The sequence below is a fragment of the Streptomyces triticisoli genome (assembly GCF_003270085.1).
GTDB lineage: Bacteria > Actinomycetota > Actinomycetes > Streptomycetales > Streptomycetaceae > Streptomyces > Streptomyces triticisoli.
On record NZ_QFDQ01000042.1, the window covers coordinates 1 to 19518 of the forward strand.

The following is a 19518-nucleotide window of genomic DNA, read 5'->3' on the forward strand; positions in this document are numbered from 1 at the left end:
CGACATCCATGACGCCTTCCTGCAGTTGGCTGTCTGCCTCATCCTGCACCGGCGCGTCCGAGCACTCTGTTAGGACCTCTAAGCCTCCCGGCCGCCCCGCGAACTGACTCCGAGTGTCTGGGGTGATGATCGGGATGTCGATGACCCTTAGCGCCATTTGGTTGACAATGCGTGCCAGCGGCGTGACGACGCTACTGGCACTGCCGGGGGCAGCCGTCGCACCCTTCTTCCAGCGGGAGGAGCCCGGGCTCGCGGCCGCGGCCGATGCGGTGTTCACGCCGGCAGTGGAGAGCCACGGGGACGGCGACCGGATGACCCAGGCGCTGGAGAACTTCCACGGGGTGCTGCGCACTGCCCTGGAGCCGCCAGCCCCCGCGGCCCGCTGGCGCGCCCTGAGGCGCCGCCGACGGGCCGTGTAGCGGCTCCGGCCTGTGTTGGTAGGCCCTGCCCGGCTCTGCTCCTGGCTCGCCGGGCGTCTCGCACGAGTGCGAGAGGTGCGACTACTGGCCCCGGATGCGCTGCTCCACGGCGGGAGTTGCTCGAGCGCAATGGCGACCAGGGCGGCCATGATGACGTGCTTGGGCTGCCGGGTGGTGAAGTGCAGCTCCTCGAGGGCCGCGGCGAGCACGTCGGCGGACTCCTTCGGCATGTACCAGGACCGGCGGTCCATGGCCGACCTCTTGGCGCGTGTGGGTTGCTGCACGGGCGCAGGAGCGGCCGGAGCGGGAGCCTGCGACGCCGGGGCGTCGTCGTCGGTGCGGGCGTGGCGGGACCGCAGAAGTTCCGTGAGGTCCTGACCGCTGCTCGGGGGCGGGAGCTGCTTCCCGGGGCTCATCGCTGCCCCCCCGCCAGCGCCTTGGCGAGGGCACGGTCGCCTCGCCCCCGGACACGGCCCTGTTCTCGTATAGCTGCCGCCACCCGACAAGTAGCTCTCTGTAGTCAGAGTGACACCTGGTCACGGTGAGAGGGACGGGGTCCGGGAACCTCACTGGCCTGGAGGACGGCGAAGTCGTCGTGGGCCTGCTCGAGGGCCTCGGGGTACGCCTCGCGCTTGGCGTTCTCGGCGAGCGCCCGATAGACGCTGGCAACGGACGGGCTTTGTCCCTTGCGCTTGCCGGTGGGGATGATCAGGTCGGGCTGGATCTGCTCGACGGACTCGCCGTTCGCCCTCCGACGGAGGACGGTGTGCAGCATGTCGTCGGTGACGACCGGCGGCCAGCCGCCGTGCTTGCCCTTGCGGGAGGCGGTGTCGAGCCCTTCCAGCGTCGACTCCCGGATGCTCTCCCGCTCGGTCTCCGCCATCGCCGCGAAGAACGCGAACAGCAGCTTGCCCGGGCCGGTGGGGTCGTAGATGCCGGGCAGGGGCCCGGCGAGCATCTCCAGGATGAGGCCGTGGGCGGTGAGGTGGTCGGCGAGCGCGGTGAGTTCGGCGGCGTCGCGGCCGAGGCGCTTGAGCTCGTGGACGGTGAGGATGACGCGGCAGTGCGGGGCGTGCGCCTTGATCTCGCGCGCGGTCTTCAGCGCCTCCTCGAACTGGGGGCGGACCCGGACGCGGGTGCTGATCTTCTCGCTGAAGATCTTGTCCCGGGGGATGCCGTGCGCGGTGAGCGCGTCGAGCTGGGAGTCGAGTTCCTGGCCGAGGGTCGAGCAGCGGGCGTAGCCGATGCGGATGTCCGCGCCCGGGGTGTCCTCGACGACCGGGGCCGGGGGCGGGGTGCCGGGCCGCCACGGCCTGCCCGGGCCGCGGTCGGCCGGGGTGGGCACGCGCAGCAGCTTCGCAAGTCGGGACACCTTGGTGAACCGGCCGGTGTGGTAGGCGCCGGCGACCGCGCCGCCGCGCGAGCGGCACGGCGAGCCGGGCTGGACTCTGCAGCGGGGGCAGGGGTAGGGGTGCCGGTAAGAACGCTATCACCAGCCGCACAAGACAGTGATCATTACGTAGGTGCGTACACGGCATGCGTGACAGTCGTGACTGCGGGGACGCGGCGCCTGGTCCGGGCATCTCGAGAACGATCGTTACCCGATGTCCCGAGCCTCCTCTCCGCTTCCTTCAACCAGTTGGTCGATGCTGTGTCGAACAATGCGCACGTTGAGGTGGTCGGGGCCCAGCACTCGCACCATGTCCTCCAGCAGGTCGGCGAACGCCTGCGCCGCCCCGGCCGCGTCCCCCGCCTCCCCCCGCCAGATGGCGAGGCTGCCCCGGGCGGTGAGGGTGTCGGGATGATCGGTGCCGAGGCGGCTGCGGGTGCTGGTGGTTAGGCGATCGAAGTGCTCGATGGCTGCGGTGACCTGACCGCATTCGCCGAGGCTGAAGCCGGTGCGGTACAGCACCGCGTGCGCGCCCTGCCGGTACAGAGCGTCGTCGGCGTGGCGGGTGAGGGCATCGGTGTTGGTGCGCAGGGCCTGGGCGAAGTCGGTGTCGCGTTCGATCTCAGGCCAGACGGCAACCAGGGCATCGGCGGCGGTGCGCGCGGCCTGGTCGTGCTGGTAGGGGGTGTGGTCCTCGCGTGTGGCGCGCTGGATGAGTTGGTGGACGCGGACGGTCTGATGAGGGGTGCCCGGTTGGTGGTCGATGAGGCTGAGCCGGTCCAGGGCGCGCAGGGCGCGTACCGCGTCCGAGGGCGAGACGGGGGCCGGTTCCGGGGTGGGGCCGGTTGCGGCGCGGTGTGCGGCCAGGTGAGCACGGGCCGGCTCACCGGTCAAGACGGACTGAGGGATGCCGTTGGCGTCGAGCAGGGCGGCCAGGTGGAGCATGGGCCGGGCCAGGCCGGCGGGGCGCAGCGTGTCGGCGCGGTTGATGGACAGAGACCAGGCGGCGGCGAGGGCGGTGGCCTGCTCGTCAGGCAGGGCGTCGGGAGCGAGGTCGGTGAGTGTCGTGGCACGGTCAGTCAGCAGGTCGCGGTAGGTGGCTGCGGTCTCGCCGGAGTCGATGAGATAGGAGGCGGCCTGTGCCAGGGCCAGGGGCAGGTGCCCGAGGTCGGAGGCGAGGGTGGTGAGCTGGTCGGCGGGCTCAATGCGGCCGTGGGCGTTCAGGACCGCGGTGAGGTAGGCGACCGATTCGGCAGGGGTGAACAGTCCAACCTCGATCCGTCGGCGGCCGTCTCCGAACAGGGCGGCGTCGCGGCGGCGGGTGGTGAGCAGTATCCGGCCGTGCGGGCTGGCGGGCGGCCACAAGCTGTAGCGGTTGCCGGGGTCGTCGGGGTGGACGATGAGGTCGTTGGGGTCGGTGACGTCGTCCAGGACGATCAGCCACCGGCACGGCCGTTGCCCAGGCTTGGGGGCCAGCCAGGCCAGGAACTGTTTCGCGGCCTGTTCGAGGTCGTCGGGGTCGGCCCGGCACAGTTCGACGCCGGCCTGCGCGTATCCGCTCACCACGGGGGACTGGGCGCTCGCGGTGACCCAGACCAGGACGTCCAGACCGCCGTCATCCCAGGCGGCGCGGGCGTAGTCGGCGGCGAGCTGGGTCTTGCCGACGCCGCCCATCCCGGTCAGCACCTGGGACAGCACGGCGGTGCCCCCGTTCTCGACCGCCGCCCGCAGCCGATCTGCCTCGGCGCGGTGCTGGAAGGACCGTGCCGGGGACGGGATCACACCGACCTGGTGCGGCCAGGAAGCCGGTTCCCGCGGCGCGCGCTGCACAGTCAGCGTGTGAACGTAGCCACTGATGGCGGTTCCGCCGTTGGTGGCCACCGCGTCTCCGGTGCCAGACAGGCGTACCGAGGCGGGGGACTCAGGACCGCTTCCCGGGGCCGGGCCGCGGTAGCCGGTCACGGCCATCTCATCGCCGGAGGCCTCGGCGTTGCCGGTGTCCGCCACGGTCACTGACCGCTCGGGCTCCTCATCCCGTGCCGTGCGTGATGATGCCTTCGTCATGAGTGCGGGGCCGTAGTACCCCTGGACAGTCCTGGATCCGTGCCTGTTCTCTTCAGGAGTCGTCGATGGCCGTTCGCCGTGTCATGCCCACGAGGACCGCGCCCGGCCCGCTGCGGGTTCCGGCACATCGCCACGCCGTGCCGTTCGGCCGGCCGGGCGTTCGGCGGTCAGCCGGACGGGCGGCGGCGGGTGCGCAGCGCCAGTACCAGGCAGACCGTGGTCGCGGCGATGGCGAGTGCGGCGGGCAGCCGTGCATATGAGGTACCCGCGACCGGCGCCTGGGCGGCAAGCAGGACCACCGCGGTCGCGGCGGCGGCCGCCAGTGCGGGTGTCGCCCGCGGCCGGCCGGGCGGGGCGGTGACACCGGCTGTCCACGCGTCGGTGACGAGCAGGTAGGCGAGCAGCAGGGCGGCGATGCAGACGACCAGCCAGAGCGCGGGGCCGGTGGCCGCCGCGACCGCGATCGCCGCGGCCGGCAGCACGGTCGTCCTGCGGCGGGCCGCGACGGTCCACCAGCGCATGGAGGTCAGGACGGGGCGCGCGTCGACCATCGGAGCGGCCCACCACGCGGCCGCCGCCGCCCCGAGCACCAGCACCCTGACCGGCAGCGGCGCGTGCAGGGCGGCCGGCGGGTCGCAGGCGGCGACGGCGAGGGCCGTTCCGAGCAGTCGGTCGGTGATGCGGGAGGTGAGACGTGTCATGAGCCGGGTGGCTCGGCTGCCGGCGGGGCGCGGGCCCGGCCGGGCGAACCGGGCGGAGGCGGTGGTCATCGGGTCCCTCCGTGGATGCGGGTGCGCAGCAGCGGCGCAAGGGCGAGGTCGAGGGTCTCGCCGGGCCGGTGGGCGACGACCGCGATGCCGCGTTCCACGAGGGCGAAGCGCATGGCGTCGCGGTCGGCTCGCCACAGCCGCAGCGCGAGTTCGCCCTCGGTGTCGCCGGGTTCCACGACCGGGTCGCCGATGGGGATCTCGACCACGACCATCGGGTTGGCCCGTTTGCGCACCTGGTGCAGGACGTCGAAAATCCGCTGGTCGGTCAGCGGCGTGATGACGTACACCAGCGCCCCTCCGGGCAGTGCGGGCGGTGGGAGCAGGCTGAGGCCCGCCGTGCGGTACGCGCGGTCCTTGCGGACCTCCAGCACGCTCTCGACGATGCGGTAGAAGTACCCCTGGCCGCTGCCCGGTTGCAGCCAGCGGGTCGCGCCACCGACCGACACGACGCCGACCCGGTCGTGGGTGCGCAGGTAGGCTCGGACCAGCCCGGCAGCGGCCCGGAAGGTCTCGTCGAGCGAGGACGCGCCGGTGACCGGGTCGACCACGTCGCTGAGCACGTCCAGCAGCACCACGGTGTCGGCGGTGCGCTCCGCGGCGAACTGGTGGACCTGCAGGGTGCCGCGGCGGGTGGTGGCCGGCCAGTGGATCCGGCGCTGCCGTTCGCCGCGCAGATACGGGTGCACGCCGGTGACCTCGACGCCCTCGCCGCGCTGCACGGCGGTGTGCTCGCCGAGCCGCTGCGGCAGCCGGACCGGGATGGGCGTGAGGCTGGCGTGTTCGGGCACCGGGAAGACGGCGATCTCGCCGAGTTCGGCCCGCACGGTGCGGCGGGCCAGCCCGCCGCGGTCGTAGACGTCGACGTCGACCGTGCCGAGCGTCCAGCGGCCCCAGCGCTGCGCGGTCAGGACGAGATCGACGCGGTGCGGGCCGACCGCGAGGTGGTCGAGCCGGACCCCGTGACCGAGGGTGACGCCGGGGTCCAGGCGGCCGGTCTCGCCGTCGTAGGCCACCGCGATCCGCACCGTCACCTGCTCGCCCTCGAAGCACCGCCGCGGCTCCACCTCGGCCTCGGCCGTCACCGCGTCCGGGCGCGGCCCGCTCGGCAGGGCGAGGGCGAGCAGCACCAGGGGCGCGGCGGCGAGAGCAAGCACCCAGGGCCGCCCGGTGACCAGCGCGGCGGCCAGCGCGACAACGGCCAGCGTGCCCAGTCGCAGCGCGCGTTCACCGGTGCGCCAGCCGGGCGGGGGCGGCGGCGGGGGTTCGGCGGTCACGTCCTGGCGGCCGTCCAGGGCCCGTTGGACGGCGGCTGCCGCTCTGCGAGCCGGCACCGGCTCCGTCATGACGCGACCGGCGTGCGCGGCAGGGTCTGCGGGGCGGGCACGGACTGCATGATCTCGCGGATCACGTCGTCGCCGTCGATCTGCCGGACCCACAGCTCCGGCTTGAGGGTGACGCGGTGCGCGAGGGCCGGCACTGCTACGGACTTGACGTCCTCCGGGGTCACGTAGTCCCGCAGGTCCAGGACGGCACGGGCTCGGGCGAGCTGCACCAGGGCCAGGCCGCCGCGCGGAGAGGCGCCGACCTGGATGTGTGGGTGGGCCCGGGTGGCGCCGACCAGCGCGACGACGTAATCCAGCAGGTCGTCGTCCACCTCGACGCGTTCGACGGCGGCCCGCATGGCCAGCACCTCGCCCGGCCCGCTGAGCGTGCGCAGCACGGCCTCGGGCGCCGCCCGATCGACACGCGCGCGCAGCATGCCGGCCTCCTGGGACTCCGTCAGATAGCCCATCCGCACTCGCAGCAGGAACCGGTCGAGCTGGGCCTCCGGCAGGGCGTACGTGCCCTCGTACTCGATGGGGTTGGCGGTGGCGACGACCACGAAGGGCTCCGGCAGCGGCCGGGTGCTTCCGTCGATGGACACCTGGGACTCGGCCATCGCCTCCAGTAGCGCGGCCTGGGTCTTGGGCGGGGTGCGGTTGATCTCGTCGGCGAGCAGCAGGTGGGTGAAGACCGGTCCGGGCCGGAAGACCATGTCGGCGGTCCGCTGGTCGTAGAACGGAGCGCCGGTGACGTCGGAGGGCAGCAGGTCGGGGGTGAACTGGATGCGGCAGAAGTCCAGGCCGAGGGTGGTGGCGAAGGAGCGGGCCAGCAGCGTCTTGCCGAGTCCCGGCAGGTCCTCGATGAGGACGTGGCCGCCGGCGAGGACGCCGAGCATGACCAGCGCCAGCGGTTCCTCCTTGCCGACCACGGCTGTGCGCATCTCGCCGAGCACGGCCGCGGCCCGTTCTCCCGCCTGCCGAGGTGTCAGGATGTCTTGGTCCGGGGTGGGCTGCGGGCTGGTCACGATCGGATCCTCACAGGTCGGGGCCGGGTGTGCGGGCTGCGGGGCCGGCCGCAGCGCCACCGGTCACAGGGCTTCCAGGCGGTCGAGCAGGGAGCGCAGGACGGGCTCGGGGAGAGTGGGCTGCGGAGCGGTCGCCTCGGGGTCGATCCACGGCCACAGCTCGGCGCCGACCAGCGCCCGGGCCCGCTGCGGGTTCCGGTACATCGCCACGCCGTGCCGTTCGGCCAGCCGGGCGGCGAACAGCCGCTGCAACTGCGGCCGCATGACGGTGCGGAGGTGCGCTCCGCTGTCGTCCGCGAGGGTATCGGCCACGATGCGCTGCCACCCGCCGAGCGCCGGGGTCCGGCTGCCCAGCAGGCGCACCGGCCTGCGGTGTCCGCCGTCCTGGGCGGCACCGCCCGCGGCATAGCGTCCCAGGGCCAGCGCAACAGCGGTGATGAGGGCGAGGCCGGTGGCGGCCGCGGCGGCACCGTCGGCCAGGGCGAGCAGCACTTCGGCCCCGAGGGCGACGGTGCCCAGTACGGCCAGCGAGTGCCGTACCGAACCGGGCGCCTGCAGCACGGAGTCGACCAGGGTCCGGATCCGTGTGAGCGCCCTCACGTGGCATCCGCCACGGTTTCGGGCCCACGCGCCCGCGAGCGCAGGCCGTGGGAGATCTCGGTGAGCGCGGCCGCTGCCCGGTCACGGTGGCCGCCGTCCATCGGGTGCGTGGAGTAACGGGCCTCGCGGAACAGGGCGGTGAGCTCGGTGGCCGCCCTCGCGGGCAGGCCGCCGGCGACGGCCCGCTCCAGCAGGTCCTGCGGGCTGTCCGAGGCGCGCCGGGCCACGCCGGAGTCGGCGAGCGACTCCTCCATGGCGGCATAACAGGCGATGACGGCTGCGCGGGTGTCGGTTCCGTCCAGCAGGGCGCGGCGCCCGGAGTCCACGGCTTGGGCCAGGCGTTCCTGCTCGTCGTCGAGCGTCGCGTACGTCGCCGTGGCCTCGGGCGCCTTCGGCCGGGTCAGATACCGCCACAGGTACAGCCCGGCGAGCACGACGGCCACGGCGAGCAGGGCGATGCCGAGACCGAGCAGGATGCGCGTCAGCTCGAAGTGCGTGCTGTGGTCGCTGTGCTCGCCGGGCTGTGCGGGTGGCTGGGTGCGCACCGGGTCCTGCCACGCGGGGGGAGGCCGGAAGGACCCGTGGCCGTCCCCGTGGCTGCTGCCGGACGGACCGAACTGGTGCAGGGCCAGGATGAGCAGCGGGAGGACCAGCGGTACGGTCATCAGGACGCAGTGCACGCTGTCCACCAACCGCTGTTCCACCGGGTTGAGTTTCTGGCAGGCGCTGACCTGCTCCAGGTACTTCCCGCGCAGTGCGATGCCGCCGAGGAGTGACAGCAGGGCGAGGCCGAGCACGAGGGCGGGGTTGCCGCCGAGCGGCCCGCGGCCCTTGACGAACAGACCCGTGCCGGGGTGCAGCAGCAGTGCTCCCAGGGCCGTTCCGCCCACGACCAGAACGCTCAACGCGGCCTGTGCGGCGCCGATCGCGCCGTGCCGCCGTCGCCCGCCCGCCGTACGCTCCCGCCCCACCACCGCACCCCTCCCATGCGACCGGCAGCTTCGCACACTGGTCGCCGGCGATCAAGAAGGTCAAAAGGCAGCTCCACGGACGAGCCGGATGCGAACCACTCCGCAAGGTGATCCTCCGTCAGGTGGTGCGGCCGTGTTCGAGCTGGAGCAGGCAGGACGAGGGCGGCACGGGCCCATCCTCTGAGTCCCGCCTCTGAGTCCCGTCCGCGCTGTCTGGGAGAGTCACGACAAGTGGGTTCACCGAGTTGGCCGTTGACTGCCACGGTCCGGAGAGACTCGCGGCCTTCTGGTGCCAGGTCCTGGACTTCAAGGTGACCGAACCGGAGCGAGGGCAAGGTCGGGATCGGCTCCCGGATGCCGGCCGTCGAGGAGATCCGGGCCCGCCAGATGCCGCCCACCCTGCTGTTCGTCCAGGTGCCCGGGGCAAGGCGGTGAAGAACCGGCCTCCCCTCGACGTCAGCCCGATCGACGGCAGCACCGAGGACGAGGTGACCGGATTGCCCGGCCTCGGCGCCACCAGGACGGATGTGGGCCAGGGCTCGGACCGGAACTGGGTCGTCATGGCAGACTCGAACACGCCGGACTGGCAACTCTAGGGCATACGCCCTGATCAGGGCAGCAAACGGCCCCGTCCGCCGGTCAGACGAACGGGGCCTGGACCCTCACCTAGCGCGCTGCACCGCCGCAGTCACGGGAGGGACGGGGGCGCTACACGCGCCGGGCGGCTACGCCGATCACGTCCTCAAGCATGTCGGCGGTAGGACCCAACAGCGCGGCCACTCCTTCCGCCGTTGCCTTGCTCTCGGGGTCAAGGACGGCCCGCACGATGGCCAACAGCGCGACGGCGGCTTCCAGGGTCGGGAGGTCGCTGACACTCATGAGCGCCGCCGGTGGGGATGCTTACGGATCTCCGCCGCAGCCTCGAATGCCTTGGAGCGGTCACCACGGTCCAGCGCGGCCTTTCGCTGTCGGGTCAGCGCCCTGCATACGTCACATCCGTTTACGGGTGTCCCCTCGATGAGCCACGGATCAGTGGGCAGTTCTACCGGCGGCGCGGGGAAGCGGCTCGGCTCGGTCATGCCGCCACCTCCGCAGCGTCCATCCGGCGATTACGGCGCAGGATCCGTTCCCGTTCTTCCGCGCTGGCACGTTCCCACGCGATGACGCACGGCCGGACCAGCGCGGCGGCTTCCCCGTCCAGTGAGGCCGGGGTGAGGCGCTGTACGGGCCACGGTGCGGGCGCGGCTTCCGGTTCGGATGCGGCGACTTCCGCCCGGTGGTTTCCCTTGCCGGGGAAGAACAACCCACAGAGCCAGCGCAGGAACGCCGCGAGTAGGGTTCGCATCAGGTCGACTCCATCCAGTCGGCTCAGGCCCGGTCGGGAAGTAGCCGCTTCCTGCCGGGCCGTTCGTTTGAGCCTCCGAGACTAGCTGACTAGTGGACTACTGCGATAGCGGACCGGCGGAGTAGTGCGCACGCTGATCACATGAAGCTAGACCGTTCGATTCCGTTTGCCTCGCAGGTTGCCGACGACCTGCGCCGACGCCTTGACGCGGGCGAATGGAAACCGGGCGACAAGTTCCCGGGAACCGTGGCCATCGCTGCCGAGTACGACATCAGCCAGTCCACTGCCGTGCGCGCTGTCGGCGTGCTGGTGACGGAAGGCAGGTTGCGAAAGGTGATCCCGCGGGGGTTCTTCGTCATCTGACGAGCCATCGGCTTTACCTGGCATCGCGCCAGGAACGTGAAAGGCCCAAACAGCGGTCAGCCGCCGGGGCGCACTAGAGCAAATATGCGGGCCTACTTGGGAACGTTCTTGAGCTGCAGGGTGTTACGAGGGGTCGACGGAGGGTGAGTCAACATGGCGCGCACGTTGGGTGATACCAAGTACGCGCAGGGTTGCCGGTTCGAGTGGTTCGACCGACGGCCGGACAACGGGACATTTTGCGGGTGGTTCTTCCCGGATGTCCCGGAGGACGACCCGGACGGAACCAAGCGGCTCTGGATCACCGAGATCCTGACTCCGGACGGGGAACCCCCGAGCTTCTTCGCCCAGCCGGGCCCCGGCGAACCTAACGGGTTCGTCGTCCCTTCGCCGGACATGGCGGCCGGGTACCTCGCGGGCTGGTTCATCGGTCGGGAGGAATGGTGACCGAGCAAAGGCCCAAGATCATCGGCCGTGAGATCCTGCGGATTGACGCGCTGACCGAGCGCGAGGGACACCGCATGGGCAAGGAATGGCGGAAGCGCACAGAGGCCCGCCGTGAAGCCCTTGTATGGGCCCTCCACGTCCTGCTGACCGGCGATCCGACCCAATCTTCAGGAGTCGCCGTAGAGCGCTTTCTGGGGGTCCTCAAGGCCAGCGCTGGGGCCAGTACCTAGGAACGTTCCTATGCGGCAGCCGTAGATCGTGATCTTGATGATGTCCGGTGGCTCAGCCCGTGCTACTCGGCGGGCAGCAGCTCGCGGATGGCGGCGTGAGCGACGACCGTGGGACCTTCGGTGATCAGCAGTTCGGTTCCGACGTGGAGGTGCGGTCTGGCCAGGTCGGGGACGAGGAAGCCGATGTCGGCGAGGGCCAAGCCGTCCGACTGGGCGCCGGTGTGGTGCACCAGGATGCTGAGAAGAGCCGTATCAGAGCCTGGGAATCTGGCCGTCGCCGCGTACACCGGTGCGGTCGGAGGGCCCGAGCTACGGCCGCCCTGCGATTCGGGCAGCCAGCGGATCTCCGCCACGGCCAACGGCTCCTTGAGCTCGATCACCGACTCAGGCTATCCGGTGCGGCCGTCGCCGGGGTGCCGCCTCACGGGGACGGCCGCCGCAAGGTCATCGGGTGTTGTGTGGACAAACGAAGATCAGGCGGTGGCCGCGGGGGCAGCGTGGTGCCTGCCCACTGGCGGGCCATGTTCGACATCGAGCAGGGCATCGACACCTCCATGAGGGAGGACCGGGCGATGTTCGGGATGCTGTCCGTGCTCGCCGAGCTCCAGCGTGGACTGATCGTGGCAAACACCAACGACGGGCTCGCCTCCGCACGGGCCCGGGCCGGATCGGCGGGCGCCGGCCGAAGCTCACCGCGGACCAGGCCGCGCTCGCCCAACAGCCCTACGACGAGCGGCGGATCACCGCACCCGCGGCACAACCACAGTCCGTTGCCGTCGTCCGTAACCACAACCAGCCGCAGCCGAGGGATGCCGTTCCTGCCCACGCCGCTTTGCAGCAGACCGACGTACACGCCGAAGCACTCCAGGACCTGCCGGAATGGCAGAAGCTGCAGACCGTGCGCGGCGCCTTCGGGCACCTCTGGCGTGTCATCAAGGATCGGGCCGGGGAACACCTGGGCCGTCTGGTGGGCGCGGCCGCGTGCAGAACTTCTTCCGCCGAGTCTCACTGCGCGCATGCGAAAAGATCGCCGAGTGGGCACAGGCGGGGGCCGACCGGCTCCGGCGGGGCGGCGAGGCGGACACCGAACACGGGCGGGACCTGCGCCGGCTCGGGGGTGCCGCCTCCAGCTACAGCTCCCCCGGGCGCGGCCGGCCGCCGGCGTCGCCGAGCACGGTGGACATCCCGGAGATGCGCAAGCTCGGAGAAGCCCCGGCTCGCCCCCTCCCCGGCGCCGAGGACGGGCGGAGGCCGCGCGTCTCCACGACGGCCGCACGGGGCAAGCCGACCACGCGGCGCGGGGCGAAGAAGCCGAGCGGCTCCACGGAGCAGGCAGAGCACCTGCGACGCGGCAGCAACGAGCACCAGCAGGAACGCAAGCGGACCAAGTAGCAGCGGAGCTGGCCTGACAGAAAAACCGGTGCCTGGATCGGCCCCTCCCTGAACCGAGGTCGGAGATCCGGGCACCCGACTGGTCGGGCAGCGTCTACGCTGACGGAGCCGTCCCAGCGGTCATCCCCCGTGCTGCTGGGACGGCTCCGACACGGTCGGCGTACACGCGATACTCCTTGTGCCCGGCCGGGGACCTGCTCGACGGCCGGCGGTACATCCTCGCCGACGCGACGCTGCGTCCGCTGTTCTTCAACACCGCTTTGTTCAACGGCCTGATGGTAGTCGCCTCGCCGCTGCTGGCCGTCCTGATGCTCGGCCGACTCGGGTTCGCACCATGGCAGTACGGCCTCGCCTTCGCCGTCCCCGCGATCGGCGGGCTGCTCGGTGCGCGGCTGGCCCGACCTCTCGTCACCCGGTTCGAGCAGCCCCAGGTCCTGGCCGTAGTCGGGGCGCTGCGCGCGCTCTGGCCCGTCGGCCTGGCCTTCCTGGAGTCGGGCAGACAGGCTGCGGGCCGCCGAGGCCAAGGGCAACAAGGTCGGTCGCCGCCCGACCATCAAGGCCCAGAAGACCGACGCCGTGCGCGCCGCATATCCGGGCAGCCAGTCCATCGCCAGCCTGGCCCGCGAGCACGACATCAGCCGAGGCGCTATCCGTACGGCCGTATCCGACCTCATGCCCGAGCACACCGCCGGCCACCAGGACACTCCAGCTCCAGAGCTGCCGGTCACCCTCGACATGCCAGGCGAGGTCGCAGACTTCCTCCGGGCGGCCACGCTCGGCCAAGGCGTGACCGTACGGCGCGGCCAGGGCTACACACTTCGCGTCCGCGCCAAGCCCTCGGTGCACCGTGGACTCCTTGCTTGCTGCCAACCCCTCGACGGAACCCCGGAAACCCCGGTGGCCCCGGCACAGCGCAAGGTCCGCCGCAAGTACGAGAACCGCGTCAACGCCCTCCTGGCTGACATCCGGCGCTGAGCAAATCCCGCCCTATTCCGCCAAGATAGGCTCATTACCCCCTTCACCACGTATCTCGGCGACATCCCTTAAGGAGCAGACCGCCCACCCCCACCCAGAGCCGGGCGGTGGCCGAGCGCAGTGCGGGACGGCGCGGCGCCCCCGCCCGGCCCGGAACCTGGCTGGGGGTGGGCGGTCTGCTCCGTAAAGTTCAGTACGCCGGGGTCGGACACAGGTCCAAGGAGGGGCGAAGGGGCATCAGGCGTAGCTGAGGATCAGGAAGGCCAGCACGACCTGAGCCGTCCACTGCACCACGACGGTCGCGAGCCTGGCGCCGGTCCACCGGGCTCGGGGCCACGCCGTCGCCGCCAGGCCGGTGGCGACGGTGGTCCAGAAGCAGCCGTACAGAAGGACGTCAGGAACCGGCGAGCACTCCTCGCCGTACGTCAAGCACCGGCTGCCGCGCTCGCCGGCGAGGACCAGGACAATGCTGAGGACGACCATCGGCAAAAGCAGCCCGAGTCCCCAGCCGGACCACCGTCGAAGCCTGCGGTCGGTGTCCTGCTGATGGGTGGTTGCCCAAGTCGTGTTCATGACCCCAGCCAACCGTGCCGACGGGGTCCCAGTGATCGGGTCCCGTACTCACACGCCATGGGTATGCATGCTCATCGTCGGCGCCACGATGCCCGATCAACGAGCGGCCCAACAACCCCTAACCGGGCCGTGGCTACCGTGTTCGGTCAGTGGGATCAGGGAAGTGCGGCGTCCAGGGCCTCGAGATCGGCGCCCTGGGTGAGCTGGTGCACCCGGGTCGGCGACAGTCCCGCTCTCGCTCGGTCTGCTCCAGTCGCCACGCGGCCCGTTGCACCCGCGCCAACACACGTCGCTCGCAGCGGAACTTCTTCAACCACTCCGTCACCCGTGACAGCCTGCCACCCTGCCCCGCCCCGCCCATGAGCGTTCAGGAAATTGAACGCCACAGTGGTGATCCCTGCTCGGATACTCCTCGGACCCCGTCGATGCCCATCTCGCGCGGACGACCATCAGGCCTTCGTCGCACGAGCAGCACTGATGCCGCAGACCGAGCACATCGCACCCCGATCGGGGGAATCGCCCCAACCTCTGCAACCACACGGCCCCTTCACGAGTCATACACCCGCAAAGCCGCGCATCACGCCTCAGGGGAGATCTTGAAGACCCGCACCACTACGTACGCCGCCGTCCTGCTCGCCGCCGCGGCCGCGCTGACCGCGTGCGACGCCAGCACCAGCAGCGACAGCAGCAAGCCGACCAGCTCCAAGTCCTCGGCCACGGCCGAGCAGGAGCTGAGCCAGAAGCAGAAGGAAGAGATCTCCAAGAGCGCCGGCATCCCGCCCAAACCGACCGGCGCGCAGCGGCAGCAGCTCCTCGACGCGCTCGCCAAGGCCGCTCCCGACGTTGTCCGCTACGAAGACAAGGCAATCGACGCCGCCCGCAACCAGTGCAGCTCCATCAACAACGGCGGCCAGCGCCTGGACTGGACAGCCTCCCAGCGCTTCAGCTACAAGGACGTCACCACCAGCGAAGCCCAGGGCAAGGCGATCAACAACGCGCTCAAGGCCTCCGGCTTCTGCAAGGTCTGACCTCCGCCTTGGAAAGGTCCCGCCGCACGCTCTCCCGTAGCGGCGGGACCAGGCCTATGCGACATCCCGCGGGTTCGTCCTGGCTTTCATCTCCCGTTGCCGCAGGTCAGCCCGGCAGACGGGAGCGATGGATCCGCATGGATCACGCTGGACCTTCGGGATCCTGAAGAACCATCATGATCCCTACACAGACGCACAGGCCGAGGGCGACGAGGTGCCTGGTCAGACACCCCATGTCGTTGTGGTGTCAAGCGGGCTGAGGGTAGGCGTGGTGTGACCACGCGGTTGCTTCGTCGTAGGTGGTGCGGGTCTTGAGGCAGCCGTGGAGGATGCCGACGAGCCGGTTGCCGAGCTGGCGGAGCGCGGGGTTGTAGCCGGCCTCGCGGGCTCGTTGTTTGTCGTAGTAGCGGCGGGCTCCGGGTGAGGCCCGCAGCGCGCAGAAGGCCTGGGTCTGGAGCGCGTCGGCCAGGCGGTTGTTGCGGACGTAGCGGGCCTGGACGGTGTGGCTCTTGCCGGAGGCCCGGGTGACGGGGCTGGTGCCGGCGTAATTCTTGCGGGCCTTCGCGGACGCGTATCGGGTCGGGTCGTCTCCGAACTCGGCGAGCACCCGGGCCCCGGTGATCTCCGCGATGCCAGGCATCGAGAGGTAGATCTCAGCGTCCGGGTGCTTCAGAAAATGCGCCTTCACCTGCTCCTCCATCGCGGCGATCTGCTCATTCAGCGCGATGATCAGCCGGGCGTGGGCGGTGGCGGCGGCCGCGTAGGCGGTGGTGACCTGCTCGGGCAGGGCGGGCTGCCGCTCGTGGAGCGCGGCCTGGACGGTGGCCGCCTTCGCCTCGCGGTTGCGTCGGCGATGCCGGGCCAGGACGGTGGTGACCTGGGTGCGGGTGAGCTTCGCCCCGGTGGCCGGGGTGGGCGCCTTGATCAGAAGTTCCAGGGCATCGGTGCCGGTCAGGGTGAGGTCGGCGTAGGCGGTCAGGGCGGCGGGGAAGTACTCGCGCAGCGTGCTGCGCAGCCGCTGGAAGGTGCGGGTGCGTTCCCAGATCAGGGTCTGGTGGGCACGGGCGACGACCTTGACGGCCTGGGCCTGGTCGCTGTCTCCGGCGACCGGACGCAGACGGTCGCGGTCGATGCGGACCATGTCGGCGAGCGCGTGCGCGTCGCCCTTGTCGCTCTTGGCCCCCGAGGAGGCATACCGCTCCTTGAACCGGGCCACTTGCCGGGGGTTGATCGCGTAGACCTGGTAGCCGGAGGCGATCAGGGCCTGGACCCACGAGCCCCGGTCGGTCTCGATGCCGACGACCACGTCCCCGGGATCCAGTTCGCCGCCGTGGCGGGCGATGAGTTCGTGGAGCCTGGCGATGCCCGCCACACCCTCGGGCAGGTTCGCGGCCGCGAGCCTGCGGCCGGTCTCGTCCTGGAGCTCGACATCGTGGTGGTCTTCGGCCCAGTCGTCACCGATCAGCAGCAACAAGTCCTCCCCAAGCACGTTCTGGACACCGCGTCGTAGCCTGCGGAAGGCGCGGCGCGCGGCCTAATGGATCCAGTGCTCACGCCCCGCGGGGCGGGCACGCCACCCCATCAGCGGTCTGGCCTCCCGGCCACCAGCAGGGGCACGGTCTGACACCAGAACTCGACTGCTTCCGGCGGCGATAGTGCTCACCTGCTGGCGGCTACGGAACCGAGCATTCCCCGGCCCCGTAGCTCCCATTAGGCGAACGACTGCTGCGGCGGTGCGCCGGGCGTACGGGGCCGCCCGAACCACTGGATCGCCGAGCGCTGGGTGAGCAGCACGACTACGGTGCTGGCACCGCCGAATGGAACGATGCCCCCGGAGTTGTGGTTCGTCGCAGCGCCCATGCCGGCGAGGATCTGCAGGATGGCCAGCGCGACGGATGCGATCCGGACGCCGTTGCTCGCCTTCGGGTATCGGAGGGCGAGCAGGCAGAGCACGAGCGCTGTCAGCTACCCCGCCGTGGAACGCCCGGCCGCCGGTTGTCCGCTCGTGGCGGAGATGCCCGGGCACACCTGTGGTGAGGTCTGCCGGCCGGAGGTGCAGCACCTCATGGTGGGCCGAGCCTTGTGGGCCGTGCCGTGGAGACGACTCTGCCAGTGGCCGGGGCCGTCAGTCGCCGTCGCGGGCGATCCGGCGGCCGATGCCGGTCCAGGTCGGCTCGGGCGTCTCCTCGGGGACGGCGCCGGTGAGGCCGTCGAGGTGATGGACGGCCTCGCGGGTGATGTAGCGGTCGGGGTCGGGGGATTGCAGGTAGCGGCGCAGCAGGTCGGCGTCGAGGTCCTGGCGCTGCAGGTGGGCGGCGAGGGTGCCGACCAGGAGGTGGTTGTGGGCGAGGGCGTCGGTCAGGGCGTACAGGACCAGGCGCTGCCACTGCTTCATGTCGTCGCCGTGCAGGGTCTGCAGGTGCTGGGCGCGGGCGAGGTAGGCGTTGATGCGGCGGCAGTGGTGGGTGACCAACGCCAGCAGTTCGGGCGGCACACCGTCGCCGGCCGGGCGCGGGGCGGGCGCCACGGTGCGGGATTCAGGTGCGGGCGGCAGGGCGTCCCGGACTTCCTGCAGGCCCGCGGCCTGCTGCGGGCCGCGGGGGGTCTCGCTGCGCCGCTGGGGTCGTTTGCGCGGGTGGGGTGAGGTCATGGCGGTGCCGTCTTCCGGCCGGCCCCACGATCCGGCGCCGGTCGGGCGGCCGGGGCCGCACGGCGGGGCGCTGTGAGCGACGCGGCGCGTCTGGGGCCTACCTGTCCGCGTCGGTCGTGGGCTGACGCGGCACTCGGCCGGGCACCGTCACAGCGCGACAGAAAGGGAGCGGCACCACCCGGACAACGACGAACGTCCTGCCCAGGTCACGGCACGGCCGGTTCCCTGGGGCCTGAGCCCTTACAGGGCGGCGGGAGGGACCTTTGGGTCGAAGACGTTCTGCGGCGCGCTCGGCCGGGAGGAGGACGCCCGGCGCAGTACCTGGGCCAGGTCGCGGTGTATCCGGTCGGCTTCCCCGCGGACCTGGACGGGGACGTCGCCGCGTTCGGCGACCAGGCGGTCGTAGACGGGGGTCTGCTGGAACACGGTGGGGCGGTTTCCCTTCAGCGGGCGGTTCGCCAGACTGGCGCAGCATACGGGGCCGGGTCGTGCCCCGCTGGAGGCGGGCGTTCAGGCCAGGACGGCGGGGAGGGCGGCCTCGGTCGTCCAGTCGCCGTCGAAGAGCGCGGCGATCAGGCGGGCATGGTCGTCGGGGAGCCGGCCGGTGCGGTGTTTGGTGCGGGCTTTGGCGAGCCAGGCGCCGATCTTGACGGTGTCTCCGTCGACGCGGATGGTCTCGCGGGCTGTGGGGGCGCGGCCTTCGCGGTGGAGAAAGAGCTCCAGGAGCTGGACGGTCTGGGCGAAGGTGCGCCGAGCACGGCAGGCGGGGCAAGCTGAGCCGGGCCCGGAGGACGGCCGGACGGGACCCCTGGGGCCGTCCGCCGACGGTCGCCTGGGGCGGCGGCACGTCGTTCCCGCCCCGGGAAATGCAGCCCGCGCCTCAAGGCCGTGATGCCGTCCGGCGCCGCCGTCTCCGGTACGCCGAGCGGCCGGTCCCCGGCAGGGCGGGGACCGGCCAGGCCGATGACGCACCTGTCCAGCGGCACGGGCTCGTCCTGCTTCTGGTTGCAGGCCACGGTGCTCGATGTCGACCACGGATGGTACCGCTGGTACCGTGGGTGCCATGTCGGATCCCAAGGCGATGAATCTGCGCTTCCCCGACCCCGCGCAGCGGGCGGCCATCGCGGCGGCCGCCAAGCAGGCAGGGGTCAGCATGCAGGAGTACATCCTCTCGGCCGCCTACGACCGGGCGACCGCGGTGGAGCAGCGGTTCCTGGAGGGCTTCAAGGCGTCCATGGCCCGCAGCGGCGCGGCTTTCGCGGCCGAGCCCAGCAGCATCGACGCTGGCGCGGAGCAGCGGGCGGTCGAGCAAGAGGCGCTGCGGGAGCTGGAGCAGCAGGAGCGGGGCCGCGCCGCGTGAGCGAGCAGGAGCCTCTTCACCCCCTCGACGTGACGTTCCTGCTGCACGCCGCCGAACTGCTCGACGGTGATCCGCAGGTCGACGACTACGGGCCGCTGTATGCGGCCGTCGCCCGGGTCAACGCCCGGGCGATGGAGCGGGACATCTACGGATCGCTGCACCTCAAGGCCGCCGCCCTGCTGCACACCCTGGCGAAGCTGCCGTGCCTGGAACACTCGAACGAGGCCCTCGCCTGGCACGCGACCGAGGCCTACCTGGCCCTCAACGCGCGCGCCCTCGACTACCCGCCCAAGGCGGCCGTCGCGCTGGTACGCGACGCGGCCTCGGGAGCACTCGGCGTCGCCCGGATCGCCCGGCAACTGCGCGACTGGACTGCCACCTGACCCGATCGCATCGGCCGCTTCAACGCTGCTCAAGCGCAGCGTTTCACCGCGCGGGCCGGCCTTACTGCTGCCGCAGCTTCTACGGGCGGGGGCCCGGCGAGAGGGGTGCCGTGGGAGTCTGGGCCTGTCGGGCGGCGTGTTGTGCGGTGTCGTTCCCGCTCGGCCGGCAGGCGCGGGATGCTTGCGGGCCGTCGGGCAAGGGCGCACCAAGGGC

The 19518-nt window shown here is 71.5% G+C and carries 25 protein-coding genes and 2 pseudogenes; 12 read left to right on the forward strand and 15 right to left on the reverse strand.

The window, feature by feature from the left end:
* The first annotated feature begins 182 nt into the window (after positions 1 to 182).
* Entirely contained in the window at positions 183 to 419 is a 237-nt protein-coding gene (locus DEP02_RS08005) for a hypothetical protein (protein WP_157977380.1), read from the forward strand.
* 520 nt (positions 420 to 939) lie between these two features.
* Here the strand turns inward: DEP02_RS08005 and DEP02_RS08015 are convergent.
* The 8 genes and pseudogenes from DEP02_RS08015 to DEP02_RS08045 form a co-directional block, all read right to left on the reverse strand.
* Positions 940 to 1791, reverse strand: a complete 852-nt coding sequence (locus DEP02_RS08015; protein ID WP_232839008.1) for a recombinase family protein — start codon at positions 1789 to 1791, stop codon at positions 940 to 942.
* Positions 1768 to 1875 (reverse strand): annotated as a pseudogene (locus tag DEP02_RS35790) (zinc finger domain-containing protein); the annotation flags it as partial. The gene DEP02_RS08015 and the pseudogene DEP02_RS35790, both read right to left, overlap by 24 nt.
* 141 nt (positions 1876 to 2016) lie before the next feature.
* Entirely contained in the window at positions 2017 to 3822 is a 1806-nt protein-coding gene (locus DEP02_RS08020; RefSeq protein ID WP_232839009.1) for an NB-ARC domain-containing protein, read from the reverse strand.
* Between the two features lie 218 nt (positions 3823 to 4040).
* Positions 4041 to 4643: a hypothetical protein gene (locus tag DEP02_RS08025; RefSeq protein ID WP_112466657.1), complete on the reverse strand. Its 603-nt coding sequence runs from the start codon at positions 4641 to 4643 to the stop codon at positions 4041 to 4043.
* On the reverse strand, positions 4640 to 5986 hold the full coding sequence (locus tag DEP02_RS08030) for a DUF58 domain-containing protein (RefSeq protein ID WP_112466658.1): 1347 nt from the start codon (positions 5984 to 5986) through the stop codon (positions 4640 to 4642). Before DEP02_RS08030 ends, DEP02_RS08025 begins: the two co-directional genes overlap by 4 nt.
* Positions 5983 to 6990: an AAA family ATPase gene (locus tag DEP02_RS08035; RefSeq protein ID WP_198668341.1), complete on the reverse strand. Its 1008-nt coding sequence runs from the start codon at positions 6988 to 6990 to the stop codon at positions 5983 to 5985. Before DEP02_RS08035 ends, DEP02_RS08030 begins: the two co-directional genes overlap by 4 nt.
* A 63-nt stretch (positions 6991 to 7053) precedes the next feature.
* Positions 7054 to 7590, reverse strand: coding sequence for a hypothetical protein (locus tag DEP02_RS08040; protein ID WP_112466659.1), 537 nt, complete (start codon positions 7588 to 7590; stop codon positions 7054 to 7056).
* Positions 7587 to 8564: a DUF4129 domain-containing protein gene (locus DEP02_RS08045; protein WP_112466660.1), complete on the reverse strand. Its 978-nt coding sequence runs from the start codon at positions 8562 to 8564 to the stop codon at positions 7587 to 7589. Before DEP02_RS08045 ends, DEP02_RS08040 begins: the two co-directional genes overlap by 4 nt.
* Before the next feature lie 242 nt (positions 8565 to 8806).
* On the opposite strand from DEP02_RS08045, the gene DEP02_RS08050 reads away from it, so the two are divergent.
* Positions 8807 to 9157, forward strand: coding sequence for a VOC family protein (locus DEP02_RS08050; protein ID WP_157977381.1), 351 nt, complete (start codon positions 8807 to 8809; stop codon positions 9155 to 9157).
* A 112-nt stretch (positions 9158 to 9269) separates the two neighbouring features.
* Here DEP02_RS08050 and DEP02_RS33290 read toward each other — a convergent pair whose 3' ends face one another.
* Positions 9270 to 9440 carry a hypothetical protein gene (locus tag DEP02_RS33290; RefSeq protein ID WP_157977382.1) on the reverse strand — a complete coding sequence of 57 codons (171 nt, stop codon included), beginning with the start codon at positions 9438 to 9440 and terminating at the stop codon, positions 9270 to 9272.
* Between the two features lie 607 nt (positions 9441 to 10047).
* Here DEP02_RS33290 and DEP02_RS08060 point away from each other — a divergent pair.
* The 3 genes from DEP02_RS08060 to DEP02_RS08070 all read left to right on the forward strand — a co-directional run bounded on the left by DEP02_RS08060 (position 10048) and on the right by DEP02_RS08070 (position 10943).
* Positions 10048 to 10269, forward strand: coding sequence for a winged helix-turn-helix domain-containing protein (locus DEP02_RS08060; RefSeq protein WP_112466662.1), 222 nt, complete (start codon positions 10048 to 10050; stop codon positions 10267 to 10269).
* Between the two features lie 153 nt (positions 10270 to 10422).
* Complete coding sequence (locus tag DEP02_RS08065) at positions 10423 to 10713, forward strand: hypothetical protein (protein WP_112466663.1); 291 nt, start codon at positions 10423 to 10425, stop codon at positions 10711 to 10713.
* Positions 10707 to 10943 carry a hypothetical protein gene (locus DEP02_RS08070; protein WP_157977383.1) on the forward strand — a complete coding sequence of 79 codons (237 nt, stop codon included), beginning with the start codon at positions 10707 to 10709 and terminating at the stop codon, positions 10941 to 10943. Before DEP02_RS08065 ends, DEP02_RS08070 begins: the two co-directional genes overlap by 7 nt.
* Before the next feature lie 62 nt (positions 10944 to 11005).
* Here DEP02_RS08070 and DEP02_RS08075 read toward each other — a convergent pair whose 3' ends face one another.
* Complete coding sequence (locus DEP02_RS08075) at positions 11006 to 11323, reverse strand: hypothetical protein (RefSeq protein ID WP_112466665.1); 318 nt, start codon at positions 11321 to 11323, stop codon at positions 11006 to 11008.
* Between the two features lie 601 nt (positions 11324 to 11924).
* Between DEP02_RS08075 and DEP02_RS33890 the strand changes: the two genes are divergently transcribed.
* The 3 genes and pseudogenes from DEP02_RS33890 to DEP02_RS08090 all read left to right on the forward strand — a co-directional run bounded on the left by DEP02_RS33890 (position 11925) and on the right by DEP02_RS08090 (position 13310).
* On the forward strand, positions 11925 to 12335 hold the full coding sequence (locus tag DEP02_RS33890) for a hypothetical protein (protein WP_198668344.1): 411 nt from the start codon (positions 11925 to 11927) through the stop codon (positions 12333 to 12335).
* A 185-nt stretch (positions 12336 to 12520) separates the two neighbouring features.
* A pseudogene (locus tag DEP02_RS34450) lies at positions 12521 to 12832 on the forward strand (MFS transporter); the annotation flags it as partial.
* Between the two features lie 79 nt (positions 12833 to 12911).
* Complete coding sequence (locus DEP02_RS08090) at positions 12912 to 13310, forward strand: resolvase (RefSeq protein ID WP_112466666.1); 399 nt, start codon at positions 12912 to 12914, stop codon at positions 13308 to 13310.
* Positions 13311 to 13547: 237 nt separating this feature from the next.
* Here DEP02_RS08090 and DEP02_RS08095 read toward each other — a convergent pair whose 3' ends face one another.
* The gene (locus tag DEP02_RS08095) at positions 13548 to 13883 is read right to left on the reverse strand and encodes a hypothetical protein (protein ID WP_157977384.1); all 336 of its coding nucleotides are present in this window, start codon (positions 13881 to 13883) and stop codon (positions 13548 to 13550) included.
* A 596-nt stretch (positions 13884 to 14479) separates the two neighbouring features.
* Here DEP02_RS08095 and DEP02_RS08100 point away from each other — a divergent pair.
* Positions 14480 to 14911 carry a hypothetical protein gene (locus DEP02_RS08100; protein WP_112466668.1) on the forward strand — a complete coding sequence of 144 codons (432 nt, stop codon included), beginning with the start codon at positions 14480 to 14482 and terminating at the stop codon, positions 14909 to 14911.
* Between the two features lie 247 nt (positions 14912 to 15158).
* Here DEP02_RS08100 and DEP02_RS08105 read toward each other — a convergent pair whose 3' ends face one another.
* The 4 genes from DEP02_RS08105 to DEP02_RS08120 form a co-directional block, all read right to left on the reverse strand.
* On the reverse strand, positions 15159 to 16382 hold the full coding sequence (locus tag DEP02_RS08105) for an IS110 family RNA-guided transposase (protein WP_112466669.1): 1224 nt from the start codon (positions 16380 to 16382) through the stop codon (positions 15159 to 15161).
* Between the two features lie 239 nt (positions 16383 to 16621).
* Complete coding sequence (locus tag DEP02_RS33895; RefSeq protein WP_112466670.1) at positions 16622 to 16864, reverse strand: hypothetical protein; 243 nt, start codon at positions 16862 to 16864, stop codon at positions 16622 to 16624.
* Positions 16865 to 17036: 172 nt separating this feature from the next.
* Positions 17037 to 17561, reverse strand: a complete 525-nt coding sequence (locus DEP02_RS08115; RefSeq protein WP_112466671.1) for a hypothetical protein — start codon at positions 17559 to 17561, stop codon at positions 17037 to 17039.
* A 240-nt stretch (positions 17562 to 17801) separates the two neighbouring features.
* Entirely contained in the window at positions 17802 to 17987 is a 186-nt protein-coding gene (locus tag DEP02_RS08120) for a hypothetical protein (RefSeq protein ID WP_112466672.1), read from the reverse strand.
* 156 nt (positions 17988 to 18143) lie between these two features.
* Between DEP02_RS08120 and DEP02_RS33300 the strand changes: the two genes are divergently transcribed.
* From DEP02_RS33300 to DEP02_RS08135, 3 genes are all read left to right on the forward strand, one after another.
* Positions 18144 to 18338 carry a hypothetical protein gene (locus DEP02_RS33300; protein WP_157977386.1) on the forward strand — a complete coding sequence of 65 codons (195 nt, stop codon included), beginning with the start codon at positions 18144 to 18146 and terminating at the stop codon, positions 18336 to 18338.
* Between the two features lie 286 nt (positions 18339 to 18624).
* Positions 18625 to 18921: a type II toxin -antitoxin system TacA 1-like antitoxin gene (locus DEP02_RS08130; RefSeq protein WP_232839010.1), complete on the forward strand. Its 297-nt coding sequence runs from the start codon at positions 18625 to 18627 to the stop codon at positions 18919 to 18921.
* A complete protein-coding gene (locus tag DEP02_RS08135; RefSeq protein ID WP_112466673.1) occupies positions 18918 to 19304 on the forward strand; it encodes a fic family toxin-antitoxin system, toxin component in 387 nt (128 codons plus the stop codon). Before DEP02_RS08130 ends, DEP02_RS08135 begins: the two co-directional genes overlap by 4 nt.
* Positions 19305 to 19518: the final 214 nt, after the last annotated feature.

Bases quoted from the DNA above. Each gene is read 5' to 3' on its own strand.
- DEP02_RS08025 (WP_112466657.1), bottom strand. From the start codon at position 4,643: ATGACCACCGCCTCCGCCCGGTTCGCCCGGCCGGGCCCGCGCCCCGCC.
- DEP02_RS08030 (WP_112466658.1), bottom strand. From the start codon at position 5,986: ATGACGGAGCCGGTGCCGGCTCGCAGAGCGGCAGCCGCCGTCCAACGG.
- DEP02_RS33290 (WP_157977382.1), bottom strand. From the start codon at position 9,440: ATGAGTGTCAGCGACCTCCCGACCCTGGAAGCCGCCGTCGCGCTGTTG.
- DEP02_RS08060 (WP_112466662.1), top strand. From the start codon at position 10,048: ATGAAGCTAGACCGTTCGATTCCGTTTGCCTCGCAGGTTGCCGACGAC.
- DEP02_RS08065 (WP_112466663.1), top strand. From the start codon at position 10,423: ATGGCGCGCACGTTGGGTGATACCAAGTACGCGCAGGGTTGCCGGTTC.
- DEP02_RS08070 (WP_157977383.1), top strand. From the start codon at position 10,707: ATGGTGACCGAGCAAAGGCCCAAGATCATCGGCCGTGAGATCCTGCGG.
- DEP02_RS08095 (WP_157977384.1), bottom strand. From the start codon at position 13,883: ATGAACACGACTTGGGCAACCACCCATCAGCAGGACACCGACCGCAGG.
- DEP02_RS08115 (WP_112466671.1), bottom strand. From the start codon at position 17,561: ATGACCTCACCCCACCCGCGCAAACGACCCCAGCGGCGCAGCGAGACC.
- DEP02_RS33300 (WP_157977386.1), top strand. From the start codon at position 18,144: ATGGTCGTCGGGGAGCCGGCCGGTGCGGTGTTTGGTGCGGGCTTTGGC.
- DEP02_RS08130 (WP_232839010.1), top strand. From the start codon at position 18,625: ATGTCGGATCCCAAGGCGATGAATCTGCGCTTCCCCGACCCCGCGCAG.